The following is a 23562-nucleotide window of genomic DNA, read 5'->3' as shown; positions in this document are numbered from 1 at the left end:
CGGCGATACCTGAATGCTGGCCTTGCGCCGAGACTGAGTCAAGATGTGACGCCCCATTCAGAGACTGAATAACCCGTCTGCGTTCACAGTCGACCGGGCAGCGCGTTATAGTCGGGGACTACACTTATTGCGCCCCGCCCTGCCCCGTTCAGGTCGGCGTTACCGTTCGAGGATTAGCAGATGAAGTTCGAAGGCACCCAGGCCTACGTCGCCACCGATGACCTGAAGCTGGCGGTCAACGCCGCTATCACCCTGGAGCGTCCGCTGCTGGTCAAGGGCGAGCCGGGCACCGGCAAGACCATGCTCGCCGAGCAACTGGCCGAGTCCTTTGGCGCCAAGTTGATTACCTGGCACATCAAGTCCACAACCAAGGCGCATCAGGGCCTGTACGAGTACGACGCGGTCAGCCGTCTGCGTGACTCGCAACTGGGCACCGAAAAGGTCCACGACGTTCGCAACTACCTGAAAAAGGGCAAGCTGTGGGAAGCCTTCGAGTCCGAAGAACGGGTGATCCTGCTGATCGACGAAATTGACAAGGCTGACATCGAGTTCCCGAACGACCTGCTGCAAGAACTCGACAAGATGGAGTTCTACGTTTACGAGATCGACGAGACGATCAAGGCCAAGATTCGCCCGATCATCATCATTACCTCCAACAACGAGAAAGAGCTGCCGGACGCATTCCTGCGCCGCTGCTTCTTCCACTACATCGCCTTCCCGGACCGCGTGACGATGCAGCGGATCGTCGATGTGCACTACCCGAACATCAAGAAAGACCTGGTCAGCGAAGCGCTGGACGTGTTCTTCGACGTGCGCAAAGTGCCGGGCCTGAAGAAGAAGCCGTCGACCTCCGAACTGGTGGACTGGCTCAAACTGCTGATGGCCGACAACATCGGCGAAGCAGTGCTGCGCGAACGTGATCCGACCAAGGCTATCCCGCCGCTGGCCGGTGCGCTGGTGAAGAACGAACAGGACGTGCAATTGCTTGAGCGCCTGGCGTTCATGAGCCGTCGCGGCTCTCGCTAAGTATCGCTTTTTTAACAAAAGCGGAGGCGATCGCCATGCTGCTCAACCTGTTCAATGAAATGCGCGCCGCCAAGGTGCCGGTCTCGGTGCGCGAGCTGCTGGACCTGATCAACGCGCTGAAACAACGCGTGGTCTTCGCCGACATGGACGAGTTTTATTACTTGTCCCGGACGATTCTGGTGAAGGACGAAAAGCATTTCGACAAATTCGACCGGGCTTTCGGCGCCTACTTCAATGGCCTGGAAAAACTCGACGACCACCTTCAGGCATTGATTCCGGAAGACTGGCTGCGCAAGGAATTCGAGCGTTCCCTGAGCGATGAAGAACGGGCGCAGATCCAGTCCCTCGGCGGCCTCGACAAGTTGATCGAAGAGTTTAAGAAACGCCTCGAAGAACAGAAAGAACGCCATGCCGGCGGCAACAAATGGATCGGCACCGGCGGCACCAGCCCGTTCGGCTCCGGCGGCTTTAACCCGGAAGGTATTCGGGTCGGCGATGCCGGCAAGCGTCAGGGCAAAGCGGTCAAGGTCTGGGATCAGCGCGAGTACAAGAACCTCGACGACTCGGTGGAACTGGGCACGCGCAACATCAAGGTTGCCCTGCGCCGGCTGCGCAAATTTGCCCGTCAGGGTGCGGCCGAAGAACTGGACATCGACGGCACCATCGACCACACCGCCCGCGATGCCGGGCTGCTGAACATTCAGATGCGGCCGGAGCGGCGCAACACCGTCAAGCTGTTGCTGCTGTTCGACATCGGCGGCTCGATGGACGCCCACGTGAAGATTTGCGAAGAGCTGTTCTCGGCCTGCAAGACCGAGTTCAAGCACCTGGAGTACTTCTACTTCCACAACTTCCTTTATGAGTCGGTGTGGAAGAACAACATGCGCCGCACCTCCGAGCGTTTCTCGACTCAGGATCTGCTGCACAAATACGGCGCCGATTACAAAGTGATCTTCATCGGCGACGCCGCCATGGCGCCCTATGAAATCACCCAGGCTGGCGGCAGCGTGGAGCACTGGAACGAAGAGGCGGGTTATGTGTGGATGCAGCGCTTCATGGCGAAGTACAAGAAGCTCATCTGGATCAACCCGTACCCGAAAGACACTTGGGGCTACACCTCGTCGACCAACATCGTGCGCGATTTGATCGAAGACCAGATGTATCCGCTGACCTTGCGCGGGTTGGAGGAAGGGATGCGGTTTTTGTCCAAGTAGAGATGATTGTTGTCCGGGATGACACCATCGCGGGCAAGCCTCGTTCCTACAGGGTTAACACCGAAACCTGTAGGAGCGAGGCTTGCCCGCGAAGCTTTTAGCGATTCACAAACTGACGCAAATACCCGACCTGCTCCCGATGCGCCACGTCCTGCACCACCGGCCGCAACCGTACCTTCGCCCCGGGCAAACACTGCGCCAGCCGCGCCAGGGCCAACGGCGTCAATGCGCCTAATCTCGGATAGCCGCCAATGGTCTGTCGATCATTGAGCAACACAATCGGCTGTCCGTCCGGTGGCACCTGCACTGCGCCCAGCGGGATGCCTTCGGAGATCATCGGCTTGCCCTGGTACTGCAACGGCGTGCCCAGTAGGCGAATCCCCATCCGGCCTACACGGTTGTCGCCATAACGTAAGTAAACATCCGTACACATCAGAACATATTGATTGCTACTTGGGCATTTCACACTATCTGCAACGACAACATTAAAACCATCACCAATATTAATATTACAAATACAATCTAACCACCAAAAGCACTTCCCCTTACAGACTAAACGAACCGTTCACCGAGGAATTAACGGCGAGCGCCCCAAACACTGCCTCGCAACACATGTGAAAACATTTCAAAGTCACAACACGAAACAATTCGTCGATTGAACTGTAATGTAACGAATTATAGAAATGTCCTGCCTTCCAATCAGAAATATTAGTTCCCCTTACACTATGGCAATTTTTCCGAGGAAAAAAACATGGAGTTCGACGTCATTGTTGTGGGTCCCGGGGCAGTGGGTGGTTCAATTGCTTACGAATTATCCTCGCGAGGTTTAAAAGTATGTCGAGTGGGTAAGACCGATCATACAAACTCAGCATCCAAAGCTGCTGGTGCAATGAATGGATGCTTCGGTGAAATTACAAGCAGCCTACTTGCAAGTGAATTCGGCCGACTGAAGCTAAACATGGACCTACAAGCACAACGTTTATGGTCAAGCTGGGCGGAGCGACTGGCCGCATCTTCAGGCGACTATACATCGCTATTTACCGCAATCGGAACCCATGTACTGCTCAATACTGCCGGCATGCATGAAGTGGACAGCGTTAATTACGACATCATCCAAAGCATACTACAGGACTGTGGTGAACCGTTCGAAGTTGTTGATCCGGCTAAAATGGAGTGGCTTAAGCCAAATAATTTAGTTCGCCCACTACGGGGATTGTACATACCAAACGAGCATTCGGTGAACTCCCATCTTTTGCTGGAGAAACTGGACGCTGCATTTGTTGCTGAAGGCGGCATCTTAAAAAATGAGAATGCAAGGCGAGTCTTGGCAGAAAACAGCGTAGCAACAGGTATCGAACTGTGCAGCGGGGAAGTTCTCTGGGCAAGGAAGGTTGTGGTTGCCGCAGGGGTTCACTCGCTGGATTTACTCAGTGAATTCTCCGATCTCGTAAAGAAAATCCCACCTTTGTTCAGTGGTTATGGCGTTTCCATTCTCGTGAAAATGCCAAACGGGGTCGAGTTGCCGAATTCAGTTATCCGCACACCAAACCGTGCCTTTGCATGCGGCTTGCATTGCGTTCCTCGCGGGGATGGAGTCTTGTATCTGGGCGCCACTAACATTATTTCTGAGCGACCAAAACAACAAGCGCTTATATCAGACGTTCAATTTTTACTCGATTGTGCTGTTGATCAATTGAACTTGGATCTTCATGACGCTGAAATCATTTCCATCCAGGTTGGCAACAGACCTATTCCGGCGGATGGATTTCCACTGATTGGCGAGTGCGGCATAAAAGGTGTTTGGCTTGCAACAGGTACCTACCGCGATGGCTTGCACCAATCACCGTTACTGGCAGGATACATAGCTGATTGCCTGGCCGGTGTAGAGACGCCCTATCTAGATCTAACCCCTTTCAAACCTGTCCGTTCTCCACTGCCCGGAATTCCACGCGAGCAAACGGTCAGGGAAACAGTACAACAGATGTTTGCCACAGGGTATGAATATCGCTGGGACATCAAACCTTATTGGCTTCCTTTACTCGACAAAGGGTTATCCAGCAATTACGAACAACTGATCACCAACTTGCACTCATCATTCACACCACCACCAGAACTGGTGGCCTTTTCCTATCTTTATGAATCAATTCGAATAAAACTTTCCCAGTATTACAAGGAGTGGTCATGAGCCTTACTGATCGTGAGCAACTTGCCATTGACCAAGCACGAGTCTTATTGCGAGAGTCTGGTGTTTGGGACCTCGAAGATGACTTAAGCTGCCTTATAGATAGATATATTGAACGAGCGAATAAAAACCGTGCACTCGATGAGTTCATGCTAGCCGTTAAGGAGCGCTGTAACCGAATTCCTCTGGGACACATTGTTGGTACGGTGGAGTTTGACAGCATGCCGTTGGTGGTCGGTAGTGGTGTATTTATCCCCCGTCACCACAGCAAAGTTATTCACAAATGGTTGGAAGCCAGTCCCGTGCTGAAATCGGGAACTATTGTTCTCGATTTGTGTGCCGGAAGTGGAGCGATTGGCTTGGCAATCGCGCGGCGCAGACCAGATCTAAAAGTGACATGCGTGGAGGTTGATGAGATAGCGATACAGTACCTCAAGCGCAACGTAGACCGGCTTGCAAACTTGGGGATACAGGCCAATCACATGCAGGCAGACATCCTCAACACGCGAGCATTTACGCAGTTCAAAAATCAGGTTGGCTTGATCGTCGCTAATCCTCCATATGTCCCCCAATTTCAAGAGTTACTGCCTGAGTGGAGTAATCATCATCCAAAGGCGTCGGTGTACTCCGGTACTGATGGTCTTGAATTGATACGGCAAATTATCTTGTTGGCTAGCGAATTACTAAGCCTGGAAGGTTGGTTAGCCATTGAGCATGGCGAGGAACAGGCAATAGCCGTGCGGGATCTGTTTGAGCAGAGAGGGTTCACCAATACACAAACCATAATTGATAAGGAAACATCCGACGCGTCGGGCAGCTCAGTGATGACCACAGGATGCAAATCTTATTGATTTTTTAAAGAAGGAGTTTTAGCAATGGATACGAAAACCAAACAAGATTGGATGAGTATTCGTCGCAGTAGCACCACTGGTGCACTGGCGACAGCTTACGCGGAACGACTAACAGGCTTTACCGTTGCTAGTCGTGTGGGCAAGTTTATTACTTTGCAGGATGGAGGTACGTTCACTGAGTTTGTTTCCTGTTCGTACCTAGGCTTAGAAACTCACCCGAAATTGATAAGCGCTGCACGGCAGGCGATGGAAACTTTCGGCCTGCACCTTTCTTCGTCTCGAAGTGCCATGCGCCCGATTTACCTTCCTCAACTCGAAGAGCTGCTTGGCCAAATCTACGAAGGTAGTGGAGTCGCAGTATTTACCTCTACCAGCAGTGTCCATCTAGGTGTTTTACCTTTGCTGGGGAGCGGTTCTCTGACAGGGTATCCGGTCACAAAACAAATCCATTGGATGATGGATAAAACTGCTCATGCTTCGATGCAGGTACTTAGGGGGATTCTGGAGCAGTTCGGATCCGTTTCGAGAGTTGAAGCCAGCAATCCAGACTCACTAACCTCAGCGCTTAAGGTCTGCACTGACAAAGGTGAAACTCCTGTGCTCTTGATCGATGGAATTGGCTCGATGAGCGGTCTTGTGCCCATCGCCGAACTCTCCCGACAGGTGGCTTCGGCCCGGGGATACCTGTACGTAGACGATGCTCATGGTATTTCGATAACAGGTCGTCATGGTGCGGGATATGCCTTTTCGGCGGTTGATCATTTGTTGCCCGTAAACGTTATTCTGGCTGGATCTTTGTCAAAGGCGTTTGGTGGGGCGGGTGGTTTCGTCGTAGTTTCAAATCCGAAAGATATTGACGTTATCCGAACCTTGGCCAACCCGTTGATATTTGGTCACTCCATAATGCTGCCTATGCTCGCCGCGAACGTTGCCGCTGCGAAAATCCATCTCAGTGAAGAGATTGATCTACTGCAACAACGCCTTTGGAAAAACGTCAGCCTTATAGATTCTCTTACCGTTAACCAGTTGCTCAACGCAGGTATCCAGTCACCTGTAAGAGGTGCTTTTTTTGAAACAGAGGAAGCCGGGGTGCAAGCTGCGAGAATTTTGCATGACCATAAATTGCTGCTCTTCCCAGTGTTCTATCCAATTATTGCTCAAGGCAAAGCGATGCTCCGTTTTGCAATTTCAGCCGACCACAGTGATACAGATATCAAGTTATTGGGGGCTGCTCTACAGGCTATAAATAGCGAGGGACTATGGACACCGTCCCTCTAACGTTGATCACGCCTGACTAACGACTCCCTTCCAGAAAAAAGGGAAATTCGAGGTGTAAACAAATGTCACAACAAGGACAGTATTTAAATACAAACACGTCTAGCATTTTACAGCCATATCGGGATCAACTCGACTCGATCAACTTGCAAATTGTAGATCTGCTTTCTGAGAGAATGAAAGTCTGCATGGACATCGCTGAGCTCAAAGCGGCCCATGGTATTGCAATGATGCAACCCGGGCGAATCTCCTACGTAATCGACATGATCAAAGGTAGATCGGAAGCGGTAGGATTGAGACCAGAATACATAGAGTCGATATTTGGAATAATAATAAACGAAACATGTATTCGGGAAGACGCACTGATCAAACAGCGTCTAACACAAGGACGAACACCATGAAAATATTGTTGATCGATAATTTTGACTCCTTCACCCAAAATATCGCTCAGTATTTGTATGAAGTGACAGGCACTTGCGTTGAAGTAATCAAAAATGCTATTTCCTACAGTGAATTGGACATCGAAAAGTATGACGCTGTAATACTGTCACCCGGTCCAGGACACCCAAAAGAAAATAGCGATTTCGGTGTTTGCGGTGACGTCATCCTCCATTCTCCAGTGCCTCTGCTTGGTATTTGTCTAGGACATCAAGGCATCGCTCAATTTCTGGGAGGAACCGTTGGGCATGCCCCCAACCCTGTGCATGGCTACCGCAGTCGTATCACTCATTCGGGCAAAGGACTATTCCGCGATCTCCCGGAGCAGTTCGAGGTGGTCAGATACCATTCGCTGACGTGCACCAGCTTACCTCCAGAACTCCAATGTACTGCCTGGACATCAGAAGGCGTGGTCATGGCAATTGAGCACATCACCAGGCCGATGTGGGGTGTCCAATTTCACCCTGAATCCATCGACTCGGAATATGGCCATGCACTACTGAGCAACTTCATACGTATGGCGCTGGAACATAACGCCGGCGCTAGAACTCGCTTAGAGTCCGACACCGAATGCACATCATCAAAAGATGCATATGTCGCGGTAGGGGGATTGCTGAACATGCAACTTTCCTATCGAGAGCTTTCTGAATGCACGGATCCGCAAGCAGTGTTTTCAACGCTTTATGCAGATGACTATTTTGCTTTTTGGCTAGACTGCGAAAAGTCAGAGCGACCTAACGCCCGCTACTCGATTATGGGTAGCGGACAGAGTCTCGGAGCAATAAGGCTTGAGTACGATGTCAATGACGAGACCCTAAAAGTTGAAGGTCCTTGAGGTAAAAAAGCATCCGCGGCGACTTCTTTACCTTGACTACGCAGATCTTCGAGGCCGTTCAGGTAGCAACACCTCAGTACTTGCCATTTGTTTTCAAGGGGGGTTCGTTGGCTATCTCGGTTACGAATTGAAAGCGCAAGCAGGAGGACACAAAACATATCGCTCGGCGTATCCGGATGCTTCATTCATGTTCGCGCCGCATTTCTTTGTGTTTGATCATCATGAAGACAAGATCTATGAATGCATGATGACTGCGAATGGCGCTGCAGTTGTTTGGCCATCTTTACCTAAACTTCTCAATTGCAATGACGAGTCCGAAGCTCATTGCAGTTCTTTTATTCCAGGCGCTGTAGATCAGTTGAAGCTTTCGCTTGATGACGGGCCAGATGATTACATCAGCAAGATCAACCAATCACTAAAGTACATTACTGATGGAGAATCATACGAGATCTGTCTGACCAATAGAGCGAAAATGGCGTACAACGGTGCGCCCCTGAATGCTTATCGGCGAATGCGCCAAGCCAGTCCGGTACCTTACGGAGCATATCTCTCGTTCGCAGGATTTTCAGTGCTGAGTGCTTCGCCTGAAACCTTTCTCAGAATCGATGACAGTGGGTTAATCGAATCCAGACCTATCAAGGGAACGAGGCCACGTAGTAAGCAAAAAGAAGATGACCAGATACTACGCGATGAGCTACGTAACTCGACCAAGGACAGGGCCGAGAACCTGATGATTGTGGATTTGGTGCGCCATGATTTGAATGGAGTGTGCCGTCCAGGGAGTGTGCATGTTCCCGAGATATTTTCAGTAGAAAGCTTTTCTTCAGTACATCAACTTGTTTCAACGGTTCGTGGCCACCTGCGCTCTGATATTTCAACGATCGAAGCAATACGAGCCTGTTTTCCGGGTGGATCAATGACGGGAGCTCCGAAGAAACGCACGATGGAAATTATTGACGTACTGGAGTCCTCAGCACGTGGAGTCTACTCAGGCGCATTAGGTTGGTTGTCTTTTAGTGGTGGCGCAGAGCTGAGCATTGTCATTCGAACGGCGGTGCTACAGGGTAACCAGGCGGAATTCGGAATTGGCGGCGCGATTGTCGCGCATTCTGATCCAGAGCAAGAGCTTGAAGAAACGTTGGTCAAGGCTAGCGTGCCTTATTACAGTTTTGTCGCAGGGAGCGAATGATGATGGGTGACACAGTTGTCGTGTTAGGCGGGGCTGGCTTAGTTGGCTCTTTGATCAGCCGCATCCTTGTGCAATATGGATACGATATCCGGGTCGTAGATCGACGATCAGCCGAGCATGAAAGAGGCTTCCATCAAGTTGATGTCATGAGCCCTTTCAGTAACACCGAACAGATCTTCAAGGGGGCAGTTGCAGTGGTTTTTGCGCTACCAGAAAGCGCGGCTATCCATGCGATACCTTGGGTTGTTAGCTCCGTTTCAAAGAATGTAGTGTTCATCCCGACTTGCTCTGTTCAGGAACCGTTTTACAAAGCATTGAAGGATGCCTCGCCCCTTCAACCTTTCGTAGGTATCAACCCGATGTTTTCGCCCAAACTCTCCGTTCAGGGGCGCACCGTCGCAATTTGTCTGGAAGAAAGAGACTCGCCTTCAACCTTCATCGAGCAGCACCTGATGGAGGCAGGTATGAAAGTAAAGCGAATGACGCCTGTCGCCCATGATGAACTGATGGCGCTTTGTCAGGCATTGCCCCATGCAGCAATTCTCGGGTTTGGCCTGGCATTGGCAAGGTCTTCACTTGATTTGGAAAGTGCTCTTGAGGTGATGCCACCACCGATGCGCACGATGATGGCGTTACTGTCTCGGGTTCTAGTTAATCCACCCGAAGTCTACTGGGACATACAGCTTGAAAATGACCAAGCCAACCACCAGCGCTCTGCGCTAGCTGAGGGAATGGAGCGGTTGATGAAAAATGTCCGCGATCAGGATTACGACGAATTCAGAAACGACCTACAGGGCATTTCAAATACATTGGGTACTCGTTTGAGTTCGGGTGCTGTCGATTGTCAGCACGTTTTTTCATTACTGAACTGACGACATCATCGTCCGGGAAGTGAACAGGGATTCTTTCACGGGAGTCTCGCAAATCTCCCGTGAATGTTTTGTGGGTGATAAGGGGTTTGGCGAATGGCGTTAGTAAGTAAGGCGGCACAACGCGGAGCAAGCTCAAAACGGTGGTCAAGCCTATGCGTGCTGATGCTGCCTGTATTGCTGGTGACCGTTGACAACACGGTGCTTGGATTCGCGTTACCAAAAATTGCCGAGGCCCTGCGTCCAAGCGCTAGCCAGCAATTGTGGATGATCGATGCTTATTCGCTGGTATTGGCAGGATTGCTGGTGTCGATGGGTAGTCTGGGAGATCGAGTCGGTCATCGTAAGTTGTTGCTCACGGGGTCACTGGGCTTTGTCATCGTGTCGGTGCTGACCGCCTACTCTGGTACAGCAGCGCAACTGATTACCGGGCGAGCTTGCATGGGGATTTTTGGTGCGATGCTTATGCCCTCAACACTGGCATTGATACGTTCGGTGTTCGAAGATCGAGAAGAACGGAGAATAGCGGTCGCGATCTGGGCGACGACTTTGACGGTAGGTTCGGCACTCGGTCCTTTGGTGGGCGGGGTATTACTGGAGTTTTTCAACTGGGGAGCGATTTTTTTACTCGCAGTCCCCATATTGCTGCCATTACTGGTATTGGGACCATTGCTGTTGCCCGAATCTGAACGAGACACTTCAGGGTCATTGGACCCCATCAGTATTCTGCAATCGATGGTAGCCCTCAGCGCCATTGTTTACGGCATCAAACACGGTGCCAGTGATGGTGTTGACTGGATGGCGGTCGCAGCATTGGCTGTGGGCGCGCTCGCTGGGTGGATGTTTGTACATCGACAGTTTCGTCTGCCTGTGCCGCTGATGGATCTGAGTTTGTTCCGAAGCGGTGCTTTCAGCGGCTCCGTCGTGATCAATCTGATGAGCCTCGCGTTCCTCGTTGGCTTCGTATTCTTCACAACTCAGTTCTTACAAATCGTACTTCAGATGTCCCCTTTGAGCGCGAGCCTCGCCTTGATACCGGGTCAGATCATGGCAATTGTAGTGGGGATGGCGGTAGTCCCCATAGCACAGCGAGTACGGGGGCATGTGTTGGTACCGATTCTTATGGCGTTTGCTGGTGCGGCTTTTTTGCTGGTCGCCAGCATGGGTAGCAGTTTGACTATTCTGGTGGTGGCTTTTGCCTTGTTGAATATCGGTGTGGGCGCGATTGCGACGGTTTCCAACGATGTGATTTTGTCGGCTGCGCCGTCGGCGAAAGCGGGTGCGGCGTCAGCCATTAGCGAAACGGCCTATGAAGTTGGCGTAGTATTGGGAACGACAGTACTCGGCGGTCTCGTCACCGCCTACTATCGCGGAGCATTGCAGCTTCCGGGTTTTCTTAACGAAGTACAGGCGATGCTGGCGAGTGAGACGCTCTCGGGGGCCCATAACGTGACGGCAGAGTTGTCTGGTGATCAGGCGAGAGAATTGATGATGCAGGCGGGAAGCGCATTCGAGGGTGGTATCGGGCTGGTTTCGTGGGTTACGTTTAGCCTGGCACTTATAGCGATGTTTATTGCATGGCGCACTCTGCGGATACCGAATTGTAGGGTCGTGTAATGCGACGACTGGTCTGACACCATCGCGGGCCAGCCTCGTTCCTACAGGATTTGAGTCGTGCCGAAAACATCCGGCATGCATAAACCCTGTAGGAGCGAGGCTTGCCCGCGAAGCTTTTAGCGATTCACAAACTGACGCAAATACCCGACCTGCTCCCGATGCGCCACGTCCTGCACCACCGGCCGCAACCGTACCTTCGCCCCGGGCAAACACTGCGCCAGCCGCGCCAGGGCCAACGGCGTCAATGCGCCTAATCTCGGATAGCCGCCAATGGTCTGTCGATCATTGAGCAACACAATCGGCTGTCCGTCCGGTGGCACCTGCACTGCGCCCAGCGGGATGCCTTCGGAGATCATCGGCTTGCCCTGGTACTGCAACGGCGTGCCCAGCAGGCGAATGCCCATGCGGTCGGCACGACTGTCGAGGGTCCAAGTGCTGTTGAACGCATCAAACAGGCTTTGCCCGCTGAACGCGCCGATCTGCGCGCCGAGCACCAGGTCCAGCGGTGCATCGAGTTTGAAATCAGGGATGTGTTCGCGCGGCAGCTCCCGCAGCAAGATCAAGTCACTGCCCGAATAGCTCAGCTGTGCTTCTTTGGCCAAAGGCCGGCCCATGCCATCCAGCCCGCCGAGTTCCTCACGGATCACCGTCGCGCTGCTGCCCAACACCTTCGGCGCGTCGAAACCACCCGGTGCTGCCAGATAAGCCCGCGCTCCGAGCAGCGGCTGGGTGAACTGCAAGCGCTGACCTTTGTGCAGCCGAAAACTGCGCCACGGCGCCAACGCCTCGCCATTCACCTGCGCGCCCAGATCCGCGCCCGCCAGCGCCAGCACACAATCTTCCTCGGCCAGCACGCTGAACCCGCCAAGGGTGATTTCCACCACAGGCGCATCCAACCCGTTGCCCAACAGCCAATTCGCCCATGACATCGAGCGCCAGTCCAGCCCGCCGCCCTGGGTCACACCCAAGTGCCGCACGCCAAAACGGCCAGCGTCCTGCAACAGGCACAGCGGCGTACTCGCTTCAATCCTCAGACGGCTCATGCCTGGGCCTCCAGTGGCGTATCGTCACCGCCCAGGTTGATGAACTCGGCATGACTGACGGCTTCGAACCGCACCGTGTCGCCGGGTTGCATCAGGCTATAGCCGTCACGTTCGCGGTCGAACAGTTTGGCCGGGGTACGGCCGATCAGGTTCCAGCCTCCGGGCGACACCACCGGATAAGCGGCGGTTTGCCGCTCGGCAATTCCCACGCTACCCGCTGCGACTTTCTTACGCGGGGTGTTCAGACGCGGCGCGGCGAGGATTTCCTCTACTAAACCCATGAAGGCGAAACCTGGTGCGAAGCCCAGCGCGAACACCTGATATTCGCGATCGCTGTGGCGGCGGATTACGTCGTCCACCGCCAACCCGCTGCGTTGGGACAACAGGCTCAATTCGGGGCCGACGCTCAAGTCATACCAGACCGGCAGCACATGGCATTTGCCGCTGGTACTGGCATTGGGCGATAGATCGATCAACGCTTGCGCGATCAATTCCCGCGCCTGAACCGGGCTCAATGCAGTCAGGTCGTAATGCACCATCAACGTCGTGTAGGACGGCACAAGGTCGATCAAATGCCCGGCAAACGCTGCGCGCAGCCCTTCGCTGGCCGCGAGCATCCACGGCATGTTCGCTTCGGCGATTTCATCGAACAGGCGCACCATCAGGCAGTCCAGCGCGACGACTTCAACCCGTGGTTTCATGACGCACTCTGCTGATTCAAGGCCTCACGAATACGCTGCACGGCGGCCACAGAACTGGCGTTGTCGCCGTGGACGCACAAGGTGTTGGCCTGCAAGTGCAAAGCGCTGCCATCGCTGGCCGTGAGGTTGGCGCCACGGGCAATGATTAGCGCCTGCTCAATGATTTTCTCGGGATCGTGATGCACCGCGCCCGGCAATTGTCGCGAAACCAACATGCCGGCGCTGTCGTAGGCGCGGTCGGCGAAGGCTTCGAACCACAGCGTCACGCCGTATTCGTCGCCCAATTGTTGCGCGGCACTGTTGTCGCGGGTGGCCATCAGCATCAACGGCAACGTGCGATCGTAGGCGGCCACAGCCTGGATCACCGCACGCAATTGCGCCGGATTGGCCATCATGTCGTTGTACATCGCGCCGTGGGGTTTGACGTAACTCACCCGCCCACCCTGAGCCCGACAGATGCCGTCGAGGGCGCCGATCTGGTAATGCAGGATGTCCTGAAGTTCCTGGGCGGTGTAGGCCATGGAACGTCGACCGAACCCGACCAGGTCCTGATAGGCCGGGTGCGCTCCAATCTTCACGCCGCGGCTCAGGGCCAGGCTGACGGTCTTGCGCATGATGCTCGGGTCGCCGGCATGGAAGCCGCAGGCGATGTTGGCACAATCAATGAAGGGCATGACCTCGGCGTCCAGACCCATGGTCCAGTTGCCGAAACTCTCGCCGATGTCGCAGTTCAATAGCAGGCGGCTCACGGTGAACACTCCTGTAGGCATATTCTTTTTACTGTCGGGCAGATGCCCGGCAGATTATCAGTTGCTGATTATTAAGCTATTGGGCGTCGAGTTGCTTGCCACGAGTTTCCGGCAGGCTCAAGGCTGCGAGGATCACCACGCCGTAGGACACCGCCGCAAACGCCCCGATGCCAACGCTTAACGGCACCGTCTGGCTGAGCAAACCGATCAACAGCGGAAACAACGCCGCCAACGCACGACCGATGTTGTAGCAAAAACCCTGGCCCGAGCCGCGAATTCGCGTGGGAAACAACTCGGTCAAAAACGCGCCCATGCCACTGAAAATCCCCGAGGCAAAGAAGCCCAGCGGGAAGCCCAGCCACAGCATCACGCCGTTGCTGACGTGTAATTGGGTGTAGAGCAACACGATGGTGAACGAGCCGACGGCGAACAGAATGAAGTTCTTCTTGCGGCCGAGGATGTCAGTCAAATACGCGCTGATGACATAACCGACGTAGGAACCGACGATCACCATCGCCAGATAACCGCCCGTGCCGAGTACGCTCAACCCCCGTTCGTTCTTCAGAAAAGTTGGCAACCAAGAGGTAATCGCGTAGTAACCGCCCAGTGCGCCAGTGGTCAGCACCGAAGCGCGAATCGTGGTGAAGAGGATGCCGGGAGCGAAGATCTCGTAGAATTTTGCCGGGTTGCTTGGTTCTTGCTTGGCTTTAGCTTCGCGGTAAATCTCCGGGTCCTTGACCAGTCGACGGACGAAAATCACAAAAATCGCCGGGACGATGCCAAGGATAAACAGTGCGCGCCAAGCGTCTTCCGGCGGCAACACCGAGAACAGCAGCGCATACAGAATCGCCGTCAATCCCCAGCCCAACGCCCAGCCCGATTGCACCATGCCCACGGCTTTGCCACGGTCCTTGGCGCGAATCACTTCGCCCATCAGCACAGCCCCGGCGGTCCATTCACCACCGAAACCGAAACCCATCAAGGTGCGGCTGATCAGCAGTTGTTCGTAGTTCTGGGCGAAGCCGCAGAGGAAGGTGAAGAAGGCGAACCACAGCACGGTCAGCTGCAACGTGCGCACGCGGCCGATGCGGTCGGAGAGAATCCCCGCTACCCAGCCGCCGATGGCCGAAGCGATCAACGTGCTGGTGTGAATGAGTCCGGCCTGCCCGGTGGTGATGCCCCACATGGCAATCAGGGTCGGCACCACGAAGCTGAGCATCTGGGTGTCCATGCCGTCCAGGCCATAGCCGATCTTGCAGCTCCAGAAGGTCCGGCGCTCCTGTTTGTTGATGTTGCGATACCAGTCGAACGGTCCCGGGCGAGTTGTGGCCTTGGGGAGGTCGAGGGTGTCGGGCGCACTCATGGCAAATCTCCGTGCAAATTTTATTGGTATTGTTCGAAGCCCCGACGACGCCTATCGTGGGAACCGGATGCGCCGATTTTTGGGCGCCCGGCCCTGCGGCGTCCAACTAATAAAAACCCGCTCCAGACATAAGAAAAAGTTGATTACATGAACCTGAAGTTCCTAGAGACCTTTGTCTGGGTCGCCCGACTCAAGAGTTTTCGCCTGACTGCGGACAAGCTCTTCACCACCCAGGCGTCGATTTCCAGCCGCATCGCCGTGCTCGAAAGTGAGCTGGGGGTGAAGCTGTTCCTGCGCGATTCCCGGGGTGTAAGCCTGACGCCGGAAGGTTTGAAAGTGCTCGAATACGCCGAGCAGATGATGGACACCATGCAGGCGCTAAAGCAGTCGATCGAGACCCGTTCGAGCAAGGTCGGAAGGATTCGGATCGGTGTGATGGACACGGTGATTCACACCTGGCTGAGCCCGTTGGTGGCGCAGATGATGGATCACTATCCGCTGGTGGAAATCGAGCTGGTGGCCGATACCTCGCTCAACCTCTGCGATCAGCTGCAAAAAGGCTTTCTCGATCTGATCCTGCAAACCGACCTGTTGCGTCAGGAAAGCGTGCGCAGCCTGGAACTGGCCAGCCACCCGATGGGCTGGATCGTCGCCAGTAACTCCATCTACAACCGTGAGTATTCAGGCGTGGCGGATCTGGCGCGGGAGCGGATCATTACCTACTCGAAAAACTCGCATCCACATCAGGACATTCTGGCGTTGATGCAGGCCAACGGGGTGATGGCGCCACGATTGAACTGCGTGAATTCGGTGTCGGCGATTACCCGGTTGTTGCGCGACGGCTTCGGGATTGGCGCGCTGCCGCCAGTGTTGGTGGCTGAGGAACTGGCGCGCGGGGAGTTGACCTTGCTGGCTATCGATCAACGGCCACCGAATTTGCAGGTGGTGGTGTCGTGGCGGGTCGGGGTGGAATGGGTCGAGGAGATTGTGGCGTTGTGTCAGCTGGTGCTGGAGGGGTATGCGCGCAAGGTGGGTGAGGGTTACATCATTCTTGCTGACTAACCACACACTGTGGCGAGGGAGCTTGCTCCCGCTCGGCTGCGAAGCCGTCGTATAACCCGACAAACGCGGTTTATCTGAAACACCAGGGTGACTGGTTTTGGGGCTGCTTCGCAGCCCAGCGGGAGCAAGCTCCCTCGCCACAAAAGCCCTGTTCTCGGCAAACTTCGGCTGGCTAAAATCAAAGATCGCAGCCTTCGGCAGCTCCTACAGAGATTGGAGTAGGAGCTGCCGGAGGCTGCGATCTTTTGATCTTTTTGTTCTTACAACCCACGCACATCCCGATCTTCAATCGGCCGGCTCTGGCGCAGGCGTTTGCCGCCGAGTACCACCCAGTCGATCAACCGGAACAGGCATTCAATGCCGAATGACAACAGCAACGCACCACTCATGCCCCAGATCATCGCTTCCGGGGTCAGCAGGATCTGGTAGCTGTAGCCGTTCCAGGTTTCCTTGCGAATATCCGGGTCGGCGGCCAGCGCCACTTGCAGGACGCGGATGTACCACGGACCTTGCATGGCCTGGAACTGTTTATCCAGGGCCAACTGCCGGGAGAGCAAGGTGCTCAAGCTGTCGGCATCGCTGCGAAAGATCGGGTCTTCGCTTTCGCGGTAGTGGGCGACCAAGGCCTGCATATCGCCCTTGAAGAACTGATTGGCGGTGCCCTGGAAACCACTCAAACCGGTCTGCGCTTCAATCAGATGCGCTTCGACCCGTTTGGCGTAGTCGCCGATGAAGCCCGGCACCTGGACACCGATCAACAGGCCCGCCGCAAACAACACCAGCCGTAGATAACTGAGCAACATTGAGGTGAGTCCTTATTCGGTCTTGCCCTGGCTGACGCATTCACCGCGTCGCCAGAGGCTCCATTGGCCCGGTTCGTAGCGGGTCCAGGTTTCGTTTTCGGTCAACGGTTCGGTGGCGATCACCGTGACCACGTCGTTAGGCGTGGTTTCGGCCTGGAAGTCGACGATCACATCGACATCCTTCAGGCGCGCCGGGCCGAACGGGGCGCGGCGGGTGATCTGCGCCAGTTTGGTCGAGCAATAGCAGAACAGCCAGTCGCCGTCGCTGAGCAGGCAGTTGAACACGCCTTTGCTGCGGTACTCGGCGCAGGCGGCCACCAGGTCTGGCAGCAGTTCTTCGATCTCGACCGGTTCAGGGAACGCTGCCCGCACCCGGTTGAGCAAGTCGCAGAACGCCGCTTCGCTGTCGGTATCACCGACGGGGCGGTAAAAACTCTTGATTGGCTCAAAGTCCGCGAGCTGGCCGTTGTGAGCGAAACACCAGTTACGCCCCCACAACTCGCGCACAAACGGGTGGGTGTTGGACAGGCAGACCTTGCCGACGTTGGCCTGGCGGATGTGCCCGATCACCACTTCGCTCTTGATCGGGTAGCGCTGCACCAGGTTCGCTACTTCGGACTCGCAGCTTGCCGCCGGGTCCTGGAACAAGCGCAGGCCGCGGCCTTCATAGAAAGCGATGCCCCAGCCGTCACGGTGCGGCCCGGTACGCCCGCCGCGCTGCATCAGCCCGGTGAAGCTGAACACGATATCGGTCGGGACATTGGCGCTCATGCCCAATAACTCACACATGCTCGGACTCTCGCTTCAATGCAGGGGCAAGGTTACAAACGCGGTTCGATGCGCGAACGCTGGGGGTTGTTCGGGACCGGTGGACGGCCGTAGCGATCATCGCCGGCAACGCCGAACGGTTGATCGTTATCGCGTTCCTCAGCCTTGATCGCCGCCTTCGCCGCAGCAGCCTGTTCTTTGCGGGCGTTGGACGCGCGCTCGATCGGCCAGCGGATCAGTACGAAAATCAGGTACAGGCCAAACGCGATCATGCCGTACATGAACAGATCGGAAATTGCCCGCCAGGCGTTGTTACCCACCTTGAACGCCAGGTCCAGGGCGGTAATGGCGATGGCCGGGGCAACTTTTTCCTTCACCGGGTCGATGATGGTCGGGCTGAACAGCAACACCGCCACGAGCAGCCGCAGTGGCTCGCGCAGGTAGCGCCACATCCAGCGGGTCAAGCGCATCCACACCAACAGGCAGCCTAAAGCGGCAAAGGCGTAGAGGCCCCAAGCGATCAGATAGTCGTTCTCGGTCATGGTGTCCATGGCAAGGCAGGCAAAGAGGCGCTTATAGTAACGACTTTTCGCCCGTCAGGCTTGTCCCAATGCCAGTCGGTCAGACATGGAACCCGTGGGAGCGAGCTTGTGGCGAGGGGGCTTGCCCCCGTTCGGCTGCGAAGCAGTCGTAAACCAAGCACCGCGTTCTTGAATAAAGATTGCGGTGTCTGGTTTTAGGGCCGCTTCGCGACCCAACGGGGGCAAGCCCCCTCGCCACAGGCTCGCTCCCACAGGTTCAGCAACGGCGTCAAGATTGCCTACCGTCTGCGAAGCCCCTATTCCGTACATTGTCCGAGAGCCCTTCATGCCCTTATCCGTCAACGTCACCAGCGCCCCGATTGCCCGCAAGGCTGAAGGTTCTGACCCGTATGCCTGGCTCCAGGAGCGCGACACCGACGCGGTGCTCGATTACCTGAAGGCTGAAAACAGCTATCAAGAATCGCAAACCGCTGATCAGGCCGGGCTGCGCGAAACCCTGTTCGAAGAGATCAAGGGTCGGATTCTCGAAACCGACCTGTCCCTGCCTTCGCCGTGGGGGCCGTACCTGTATTACACCCGCACCACGGCCGGCGACGAATACGCCCGCCATTACCGCTGCCCGCGCCCGGCCGATGACAGCCTGCTCATCGATGAAAACCAGGAACAATTGCTGCTGGACCCGAACGTACTGGCCAATGGCGGCTTCTTCTCCCTCGGCTCGTTCAGCATCAGCCCGGACCACCAGCGTCTGGCCTACAGCCTCGACGCCACCGGCGATGACGATTTACACGCTGTTCGTGAAGGAGTTATCCAACGGCAAGGTCAGCGAACTGGAATTCGAGGACTGCGACGGCAGCATGACCTGGGCCAACGACAGCCTGACGCTGTTTTTCGGCGAACTGGATGACACCCATCGCCCGCACAAGCTGATGCGCTATCGACTGGACGGCACGGCCGCCGAAGAAGTGTTTCATGAGCCGGACGGCCGATTTTTCCTGCATTGCTACCGTTCCAGTTCTGAACAGCAATTGCTGCTGTCCCTGGGCAGCAAGACCACCAGCGAAGTCTGGGTGCTCGATGCGTTCCAGCCGCAGCAGGCTTTTACCTGCCTGGCGCCACGGGTTGAGGACCACGAATACGACGTCGACCACGGCGCGCTCGATGGCCAATGGACCTGGTTTATTCGCACCAACCGCGACGGCATCAACTTCGCCCTGTACACCGCCCTCGATACCGGCGTCGCGCCGACCGAGGCGGACTGGCAGAACCTGATTCCCCACAACGACAGCGTGATGCTCGAAGGCCTGAGCCTGAACGTCGAAGCGGTGACCCTGAGCCTGCGCGAGGGTGGCTTGCCGATCATCGAGGTTCGCCCGCAAGGCTTGGCGCCTTATCGCGTGCAATTGCCGGACGCAGCCTACAGCCTGCATGTGCAGAACAGCCTGGAATTCGTCAGCGACAAGATTCGTCTGCGTTACGAGGCGTTGAACCGTCCGGCGCAGGTTCGTCAGTTGGACTTGGCCACTGGCGAGCAGAAAGTCCTGAAGGAAACTCCGGTGCTCGGCCCGTTCGACGCCGACGCCTACGTCAGCCAACGCCTGTGGGCCACCGCGCCGGACGGTACGCAAGTGCCGATCAGCCTTGTAGTCAAACGCGAAGCGCTCGGTAAACCGACACCGCTGTATCTCTATGGCTACGGCGCTTACGGCGAAAGCCTCGACCCGTGGTTTTCCCATGCCCGTTTGAGTCTGCTGGATCGCGGCGTGGCGTTTGCCATCGCTCACGTGCGTGGCGGCGGTGAGCTGGGCGAAGCCTGGTACCGCGCCGGCAAGCAGGAGCACAAGCACAACACCTTCAGCGACTTCATCGCTTGTGCCGAGCATTTGATTGCCAACGGATTCACCACGCCACAGCAGTTGGTGATCAGCGGTGGCAGTGCCGGTGGATTGCTGATCGGCGCGGTGCTCAATCAGCGTCCGGAGTTGTTCGCGGCGGCGATTGCCGAGGTGCCGTTCGTCGACGTCCTGAACACCATGCTCGACCCGGACCTGCCGCTGACCGTCACCGAATACGACGAATGGGGCAATCCGGAAGAGCCAGACGTCTATGATCGGATCAAGGCCTACGCCCCGTACGAAAACGTCACCGCCCAGGCGTATCCGGCGACCCTGGTGATCGCCGGCTACAACGACAGTCGCGTGCAGTATTGGGAAGCGGCCAAGTGGGTGGCGAAATTGCGCGCGACCAAAACCGACAACAATCCCCTGCTGCTCAAGACCGAATTGGGCGCCGGGCATGGTGGAATGAGCGGTCGATATCAGGGATTACGTGACGTAGCCCTCGAATACGCATTTGTTTTCAAGGTTTTGGGCATCGCCTGAGGAACTTGGCCCGGGGTTCCGGTCTTAAGACCAGAACGCCGGGCCTTTGCCACACACATCCCCTTGTGGGAACCGGGCTTTTGTGGCGAGGGGGCTTGTCCCCGTTGGGTCGCGAAGCGGCCCCAAAACCTGCAACCGCAATGCATCAGACACACCGCATGCGCTGGTTTTACGACTGCTTCGCAGCCGAACGGGACGATGCGGCGTTCCGACAAGCCCCCTCGCCACAAAGTCCGCTACCACAAGGGGTTTGCAGCGAGCCCAAGCCCGAACCCGCAACACACCACAAGAAAAAGACCGTGACGACATGTCAGAACCGACCTTACTGAACAACGAAATTCGCGACTGGCTGATGGACTGCGGCCTGTTCGATCAACTGCTGCCAGCCGACTTCGCCGCCGCTTCCGGCTATTTCAGCATCAGCACCATCGCCCAGGGCAAAGAGATCTTCCACGAGGGCGATGCCGGCAGTTTCATGTGCATCATCCACACCGGCCAGGTGTCGGTGCAAAAGACCAACGGCGACGGGCAAACGGTGATCATGGCCACCCTGCGCAGCGGTCGGGCGTTCGGCGAGATGGCCGTGCTCGATGGCGAGCGGCGCTCGGCCAGTTGTGTCGCAGCGAGCAATTGTCAGTTGCTCAACCTGGGCAAGGACTCGCTGGAAAAAATGCTCAACGATGCGCCAAAGATCGCGGCGAAAATCATCCGCGCCCTCGCCGTCTCCCTTTCCAAACGCCTGCGCATGGCGGATGGGCAACTGCTGTCACAGCAAGTGTAAGTGTCGCTCCTCGCCTGACGACAACAGCCACTCGTCAAAAGAGGAACGTATTTGTGAGACAGGACACTACCCACCCGGCGATTTGATTTTGGTGCTGTTCTGCTCAAGGCCCGGCAAGGTCTGGTCCTTGGGTGGGCTCGGCATTTCGATCGGCTCCAACGGCTGGCTGCCGCTGCCCGAACCGGCACGGGGTACGTTGGTGGGGGTGATCTGCGGGTACGGCGTGGGTGTCGCAGTACCGGGTGATCCGGGCATCGGCGCGGGACTGGTGGGGATGGTTTGCTGCTCCTGGGCCTGCACTGCAGTAATCGAGAGCGCGGCCAAGGCAATGACCGTTAGAATAGTGCGCTTCATCAATGGCTCCGTTGGCCTTGTTGTCTGCTTGCAGGCTACTCCCAACTGCGTCCGTTTGCCTTATGCCAATTTTCCTCAAGAGCCTCCCATGAAACGTTTCGTTCTGCTCGACACCGCCCCTATCCCTGAAAACGGCGGTGCCCTGTGCCTGTTCGAATACGGTGAAGATTTCGTCATCAAGATCCAGGGTGGCGACGGCGGGCAGTTGATGAACACCCGCATGCACGGCTCCGAAGACGCCCTGGCCGAGATCCCGTGCCGCAAGGTTGCCGGCCGCCCGAACTCACGCGTTTTGATCGGTGGCCTGGGCATGGGCTTCACTCTCGCCTCGGCCCTCAAGCATTTGGGCAAGACCGCTGAGGTGGTGGTCGCCGAACTGGTACCGGGCGTGGTCGAGTGGAATCGTGGGCCGCTGGGCGAAAAGGCCGGCAACCCGCTGCTCGACCCGCGCACCGTGATCCGCATGGAAGACGTCGCCAAGGTGCTGCAAGCCGAACCGCAGGGTTTCGATGCGATCATGCTCGACGTCGACAACGGCCCCGAAGGCCTGACCCAGCGCGCCAACAGCTGGCTCTACTCCGCCGGTGGCCTGAGCGCCTGCGCCAAAGCCCTGCGCCCCAAAGGCGTGCTGGCCGTCTGGTCGGCCAGTGCCGACAAGCAGTTTTCCGACAAGTTGAAGAAGGCCGGTTTCAAGGCCGAGGAAGTGCAAGTCTTCGCCCACGGCAACAAAGGCACGCGCCACACCATCTGGATTGCCGAGAAGCTCAAGGGCTGAGCTAAACTCACTGCATAACCGTCATTAGTCTTTTTACAAAGGTGAACCCATGAGTTCGTCCACCCCGACCAACACCTCGAAGCTGGACCGTATCCTCGCCGACAACCAGCGCGACAAGGAAATGGGTTACCGCGACAAGGCCCTGAAGATGTACCCGCACGTGTGCGGCCGCTGCGCCCGTGAGTTCGCCGGCAAGCGCCTCAGCGAACTGACCGTGCACCACCGCGACCACAACCACGACAACAACCCGCAGGACGGCTCGAACTGGGAACTGTTGTGCCTGTATTGCCACGACAACGAACACTCCCGTTACACCGACCAGCAGTACTTCAGCGAAGGCTCCCTCAGCACGCCGAAAGTCGCCAAGGCTACGCACAACCCGTTCGCGGCGTTGGCCGGGCTGATGAAAAAGAAGAAGACTGAAGTCTTCCCTGTGGGAGCGGGCTTGCTCGCGAAGAGGGAGTGTCAGTCGACATTAATATTGACTGACCCACCGCTTTCGCGAGCAAGCCCGCTCCCACATTTGTTTTGTGCATGGCGGCAAAAATCTGCCGCTTCCGGCAAGGCAACCCGCTTTTTGCCGCGCCATAAACATGTCCAAACCGATACAAACCAGCCCTACTGCTGCCGCCAGCCACTGCTGGCACTGTTCTTGCCATGTATCAGCATAAATACATTCAAGGCAGTAAACGATGATGATCCCTCACATCGCGTCGAAAACTGCGCCAACCCTGGGCAGGGATA

General features: G+C 56.1%; 21 protein-coding genes and 3 pseudogenes. 15 read left to right on the top strand and 9 right to left on the bottom strand.

Annotation, left to right across the window (positions count from 1 at the left end):
• Window positions 1-180: 180 nt before the first annotated feature.
• Window positions 181-1026 (top strand): AAA family ATPase, encoded by an 846-nt coding sequence (locus tag RHM58_RS16630; RefSeq protein ID WP_201201554.1) that lies wholly within the window; start codon window positions 181-183, stop codon window positions 1024-1026.
• Between the two features lie 35 nt (window positions 1027-1061).
• On the top strand, window positions 1062-2240 hold the full coding sequence (locus RHM58_RS16625) for a vWA domain-containing protein (protein WP_201255739.1): 1179 nt from the start codon (window positions 1062-1064) through the stop codon (window positions 2238-2240).
• A 97-nt stretch (window positions 2241-2337) separates the two neighbouring features.
• On the opposite strand, the pseudogene RHM58_RS16620 reads toward RHM58_RS16625, so the two are convergent.
• A pseudogene (locus RHM58_RS16620) lies at window positions 2338-2643 on the bottom strand (allophanate hydrolase); the annotation flags it as partial.
• 348 nt (window positions 2644-2991) lie between these two features.
• Here RHM58_RS16620 and RHM58_RS16615 point away from each other — a divergent pair.
• From RHM58_RS16615 to RHM58_RS16580, 8 genes are all read left to right on the top strand, one after another.
• Complete coding sequence (locus RHM58_RS16615) at window positions 2992-4425, top strand: NAD(P)/FAD-dependent oxidoreductase (RefSeq protein WP_322270775.1); 1434 nt, start codon at window positions 2992-2994, stop codon at window positions 4423-4425.
• Window positions 4422-5273: a HemK/PrmC family methyltransferase gene (locus RHM58_RS16610; RefSeq protein ID WP_322270774.1), complete on the top strand. Its 852-nt coding sequence runs from the start codon at window positions 4422-4424 to the stop codon at window positions 5271-5273. The genes RHM58_RS16615 and RHM58_RS16610 overlap by 4 nt, the downstream gene beginning before the upstream one ends.
• Before the next feature lie 24 nt (window positions 5274-5297).
• On the top strand, window positions 5298-6551 hold the full coding sequence (locus RHM58_RS16605; protein WP_322270773.1) for an aminotransferase class I/II-fold pyridoxal phosphate-dependent enzyme: 1254 nt from the start codon (window positions 5298-5300) through the stop codon (window positions 6549-6551).
• A 62-nt stretch (window positions 6552-6613) separates the two neighbouring features.
• Entirely contained in the window at window positions 6614-6949 is a 336-nt protein-coding gene (locus tag RHM58_RS16600; RefSeq protein WP_322270772.1) for a chorismate mutase, read from the top strand.
• Window positions 6946-7821, top strand: a complete 876-nt coding sequence (locus RHM58_RS16595) for an anthranilate synthase component II (protein ID WP_322270771.1) — start codon at window positions 6946-6948, stop codon at window positions 7819-7821. Before RHM58_RS16600 ends, RHM58_RS16595 begins: the two co-directional genes overlap by 4 nt.
• Window positions 7808-9010 carry an aminodeoxychorismate synthase component I gene (pabB, locus tag RHM58_RS16590; protein WP_322270770.1) on the top strand — a complete coding sequence of 401 codons (1203 nt, stop codon included), beginning with the start codon at window positions 7808-7810 and terminating at the stop codon, window positions 9008-9010. The genes RHM58_RS16595 and pabB overlap by 14 nt, the downstream gene beginning before the upstream one ends.
• Window positions 9007-9882 carry a prephenate dehydrogenase dimerization domain-containing protein gene (locus RHM58_RS16585; RefSeq protein ID WP_322270769.1) on the top strand — a complete coding sequence of 292 codons (876 nt, stop codon included), beginning with the start codon at window positions 9007-9009 and terminating at the stop codon, window positions 9880-9882. The genes pabB and RHM58_RS16585 overlap by 4 nt, the downstream gene beginning before the upstream one ends.
• A 162-nt stretch (window positions 9883-10044) precedes the next feature.
• Entirely contained in the window at window positions 10045-11496 is a 1452-nt protein-coding gene (locus tag RHM58_RS16580; RefSeq protein ID WP_322270856.1) for an MFS transporter, read from the top strand.
• Between the two features lie 116 nt (window positions 11497-11612).
• On the opposite strand, the gene RHM58_RS16575 is transcribed toward RHM58_RS16580, so the two are convergent.
• From RHM58_RS16575 to RHM58_RS16560, 4 genes are all read right to left on the bottom strand, one after another.
• Entirely contained in the window at window positions 11613-12539 is a 927-nt protein-coding gene (locus RHM58_RS16575) for a biotin-dependent carboxyltransferase family protein (protein WP_201255740.1), read from the bottom strand.
• A complete protein-coding gene (locus tag RHM58_RS16570; protein ID WP_201201549.1) occupies window positions 12536-13240 on the bottom strand; it encodes a 5-oxoprolinase subunit B family protein in 705 nt (234 codons plus the stop codon). The genes RHM58_RS16575 and RHM58_RS16570 overlap by 4 nt, the downstream gene beginning before the upstream one ends.
• A complete protein-coding gene (locus RHM58_RS16565; protein WP_201201547.1) occupies window positions 13237-13989 on the bottom strand; it encodes a 5-oxoprolinase subunit PxpA in 753 nt (250 codons plus the stop codon). The genes RHM58_RS16570 and RHM58_RS16565 overlap by 4 nt, the downstream gene beginning before the upstream one ends.
• A 76-nt stretch (window positions 13990-14065) precedes the next feature.
• Window positions 14066-15352: an MFS transporter gene (locus RHM58_RS16560; RefSeq protein WP_201201545.1), complete on the bottom strand. Its 1287-nt coding sequence runs from the start codon at window positions 15350-15352 to the stop codon at window positions 14066-14068.
• A gap of 147 nt (window positions 15353-15499) precedes the next feature.
• On the opposite strand from RHM58_RS16560, the gene RHM58_RS16555 reads away from it, so the two are divergent.
• Window positions 15500-16414, top strand: coding sequence for a LysR family transcriptional regulator (locus RHM58_RS16555; RefSeq protein WP_201255741.1), 915 nt, complete (start codon window positions 15500-15502; stop codon window positions 16412-16414).
• A 260-nt stretch (window positions 16415-16674) separates the two neighbouring features.
• On the opposite strand, the gene RHM58_RS16550 is transcribed toward RHM58_RS16555, so the two are convergent.
• Genes RHM58_RS16550 through RHM58_RS16540 form a run of 3 tightly spaced genes read right to left on the bottom strand, consistent with a single transcriptional unit; the run spans window position 16675 to window position 18536 of the window.
• On the bottom strand, window positions 16675-17217 hold the full coding sequence (locus tag RHM58_RS16550) for a DUF2937 family protein (RefSeq protein WP_322270768.1): 543 nt from the start codon (window positions 17215-17217) through the stop codon (window positions 16675-16677).
• A gap of 12 nt (window positions 17218-17229) precedes the next feature.
• Window positions 17230-18006 (bottom strand): class II glutamine amidotransferase, encoded by a 777-nt coding sequence (locus RHM58_RS16545; protein ID WP_054049027.1) that lies wholly within the window; start codon window positions 18004-18006, stop codon window positions 17230-17232.
• 32 nt (window positions 18007-18038) lie between these two features.
• Window positions 18039-18536, bottom strand: a complete 498-nt coding sequence (locus RHM58_RS16540) for an MFS transporter (RefSeq protein ID WP_201195182.1) — start codon at window positions 18534-18536, stop codon at window positions 18039-18041.
• 316 nt (window positions 18537-18852) lie between these two features.
• Between RHM58_RS16540 and RHM58_RS16535 the strand changes: the two are divergent.
• Both RHM58_RS16535 and RHM58_RS16530 read left to right on the top strand, forming a co-directional pair.
• Window positions 18853-20908, top strand: a pseudogene (locus RHM58_RS16535) (S9 family peptidase).
• Window positions 20909-21215: 307 nt separating this feature from the next.
• Complete coding sequence (locus RHM58_RS16530) at window positions 21216-21689, top strand: cyclic nucleotide-binding domain-containing protein (RefSeq protein ID WP_201201537.1); 474 nt, start codon at window positions 21216-21218, stop codon at window positions 21687-21689.
• A 66-nt stretch (window positions 21690-21755) separates the two neighbouring features.
• On the opposite strand, the gene RHM58_RS16525 is transcribed toward RHM58_RS16530, so the two are convergent.
• Complete coding sequence (locus RHM58_RS16525; protein ID WP_201201535.1) at window positions 21756-22043, bottom strand: hypothetical protein; 288 nt, start codon at window positions 22041-22043, stop codon at window positions 21756-21758.
• An 88-nt stretch (window positions 22044-22131) separates the two neighbouring features.
• Between RHM58_RS16525 and RHM58_RS16520 the strand changes: the two genes are divergently transcribed.
• Complete coding sequence (locus RHM58_RS16520; RefSeq protein ID WP_027925870.1) at window positions 22132-22818, top strand: spermidine synthase; 687 nt, start codon at window positions 22132-22134, stop codon at window positions 22816-22818.
• A 49-nt stretch (window positions 22819-22867) separates the two neighbouring features.
• A pseudogene (locus RHM58_RS16515) lies at window positions 22868-23233 on the top strand (YajD family HNH nuclease); the annotation flags it as partial.
• Window positions 23234-23562: the final 329 nt, after the last annotated feature.

The organism is Pseudomonas sp. 10S4 (assembly GCF_034344865.1).
Classification (GTDB): domain Bacteria; phylum Pseudomonadota; class Gammaproteobacteria; order Pseudomonadales; family Pseudomonadaceae; genus Aquipseudomonas.
The sequence above is the reverse complement of the archived record's forward strand: the minus strand, read 5'-3'. Positions and strand labels throughout refer to the sequence as shown.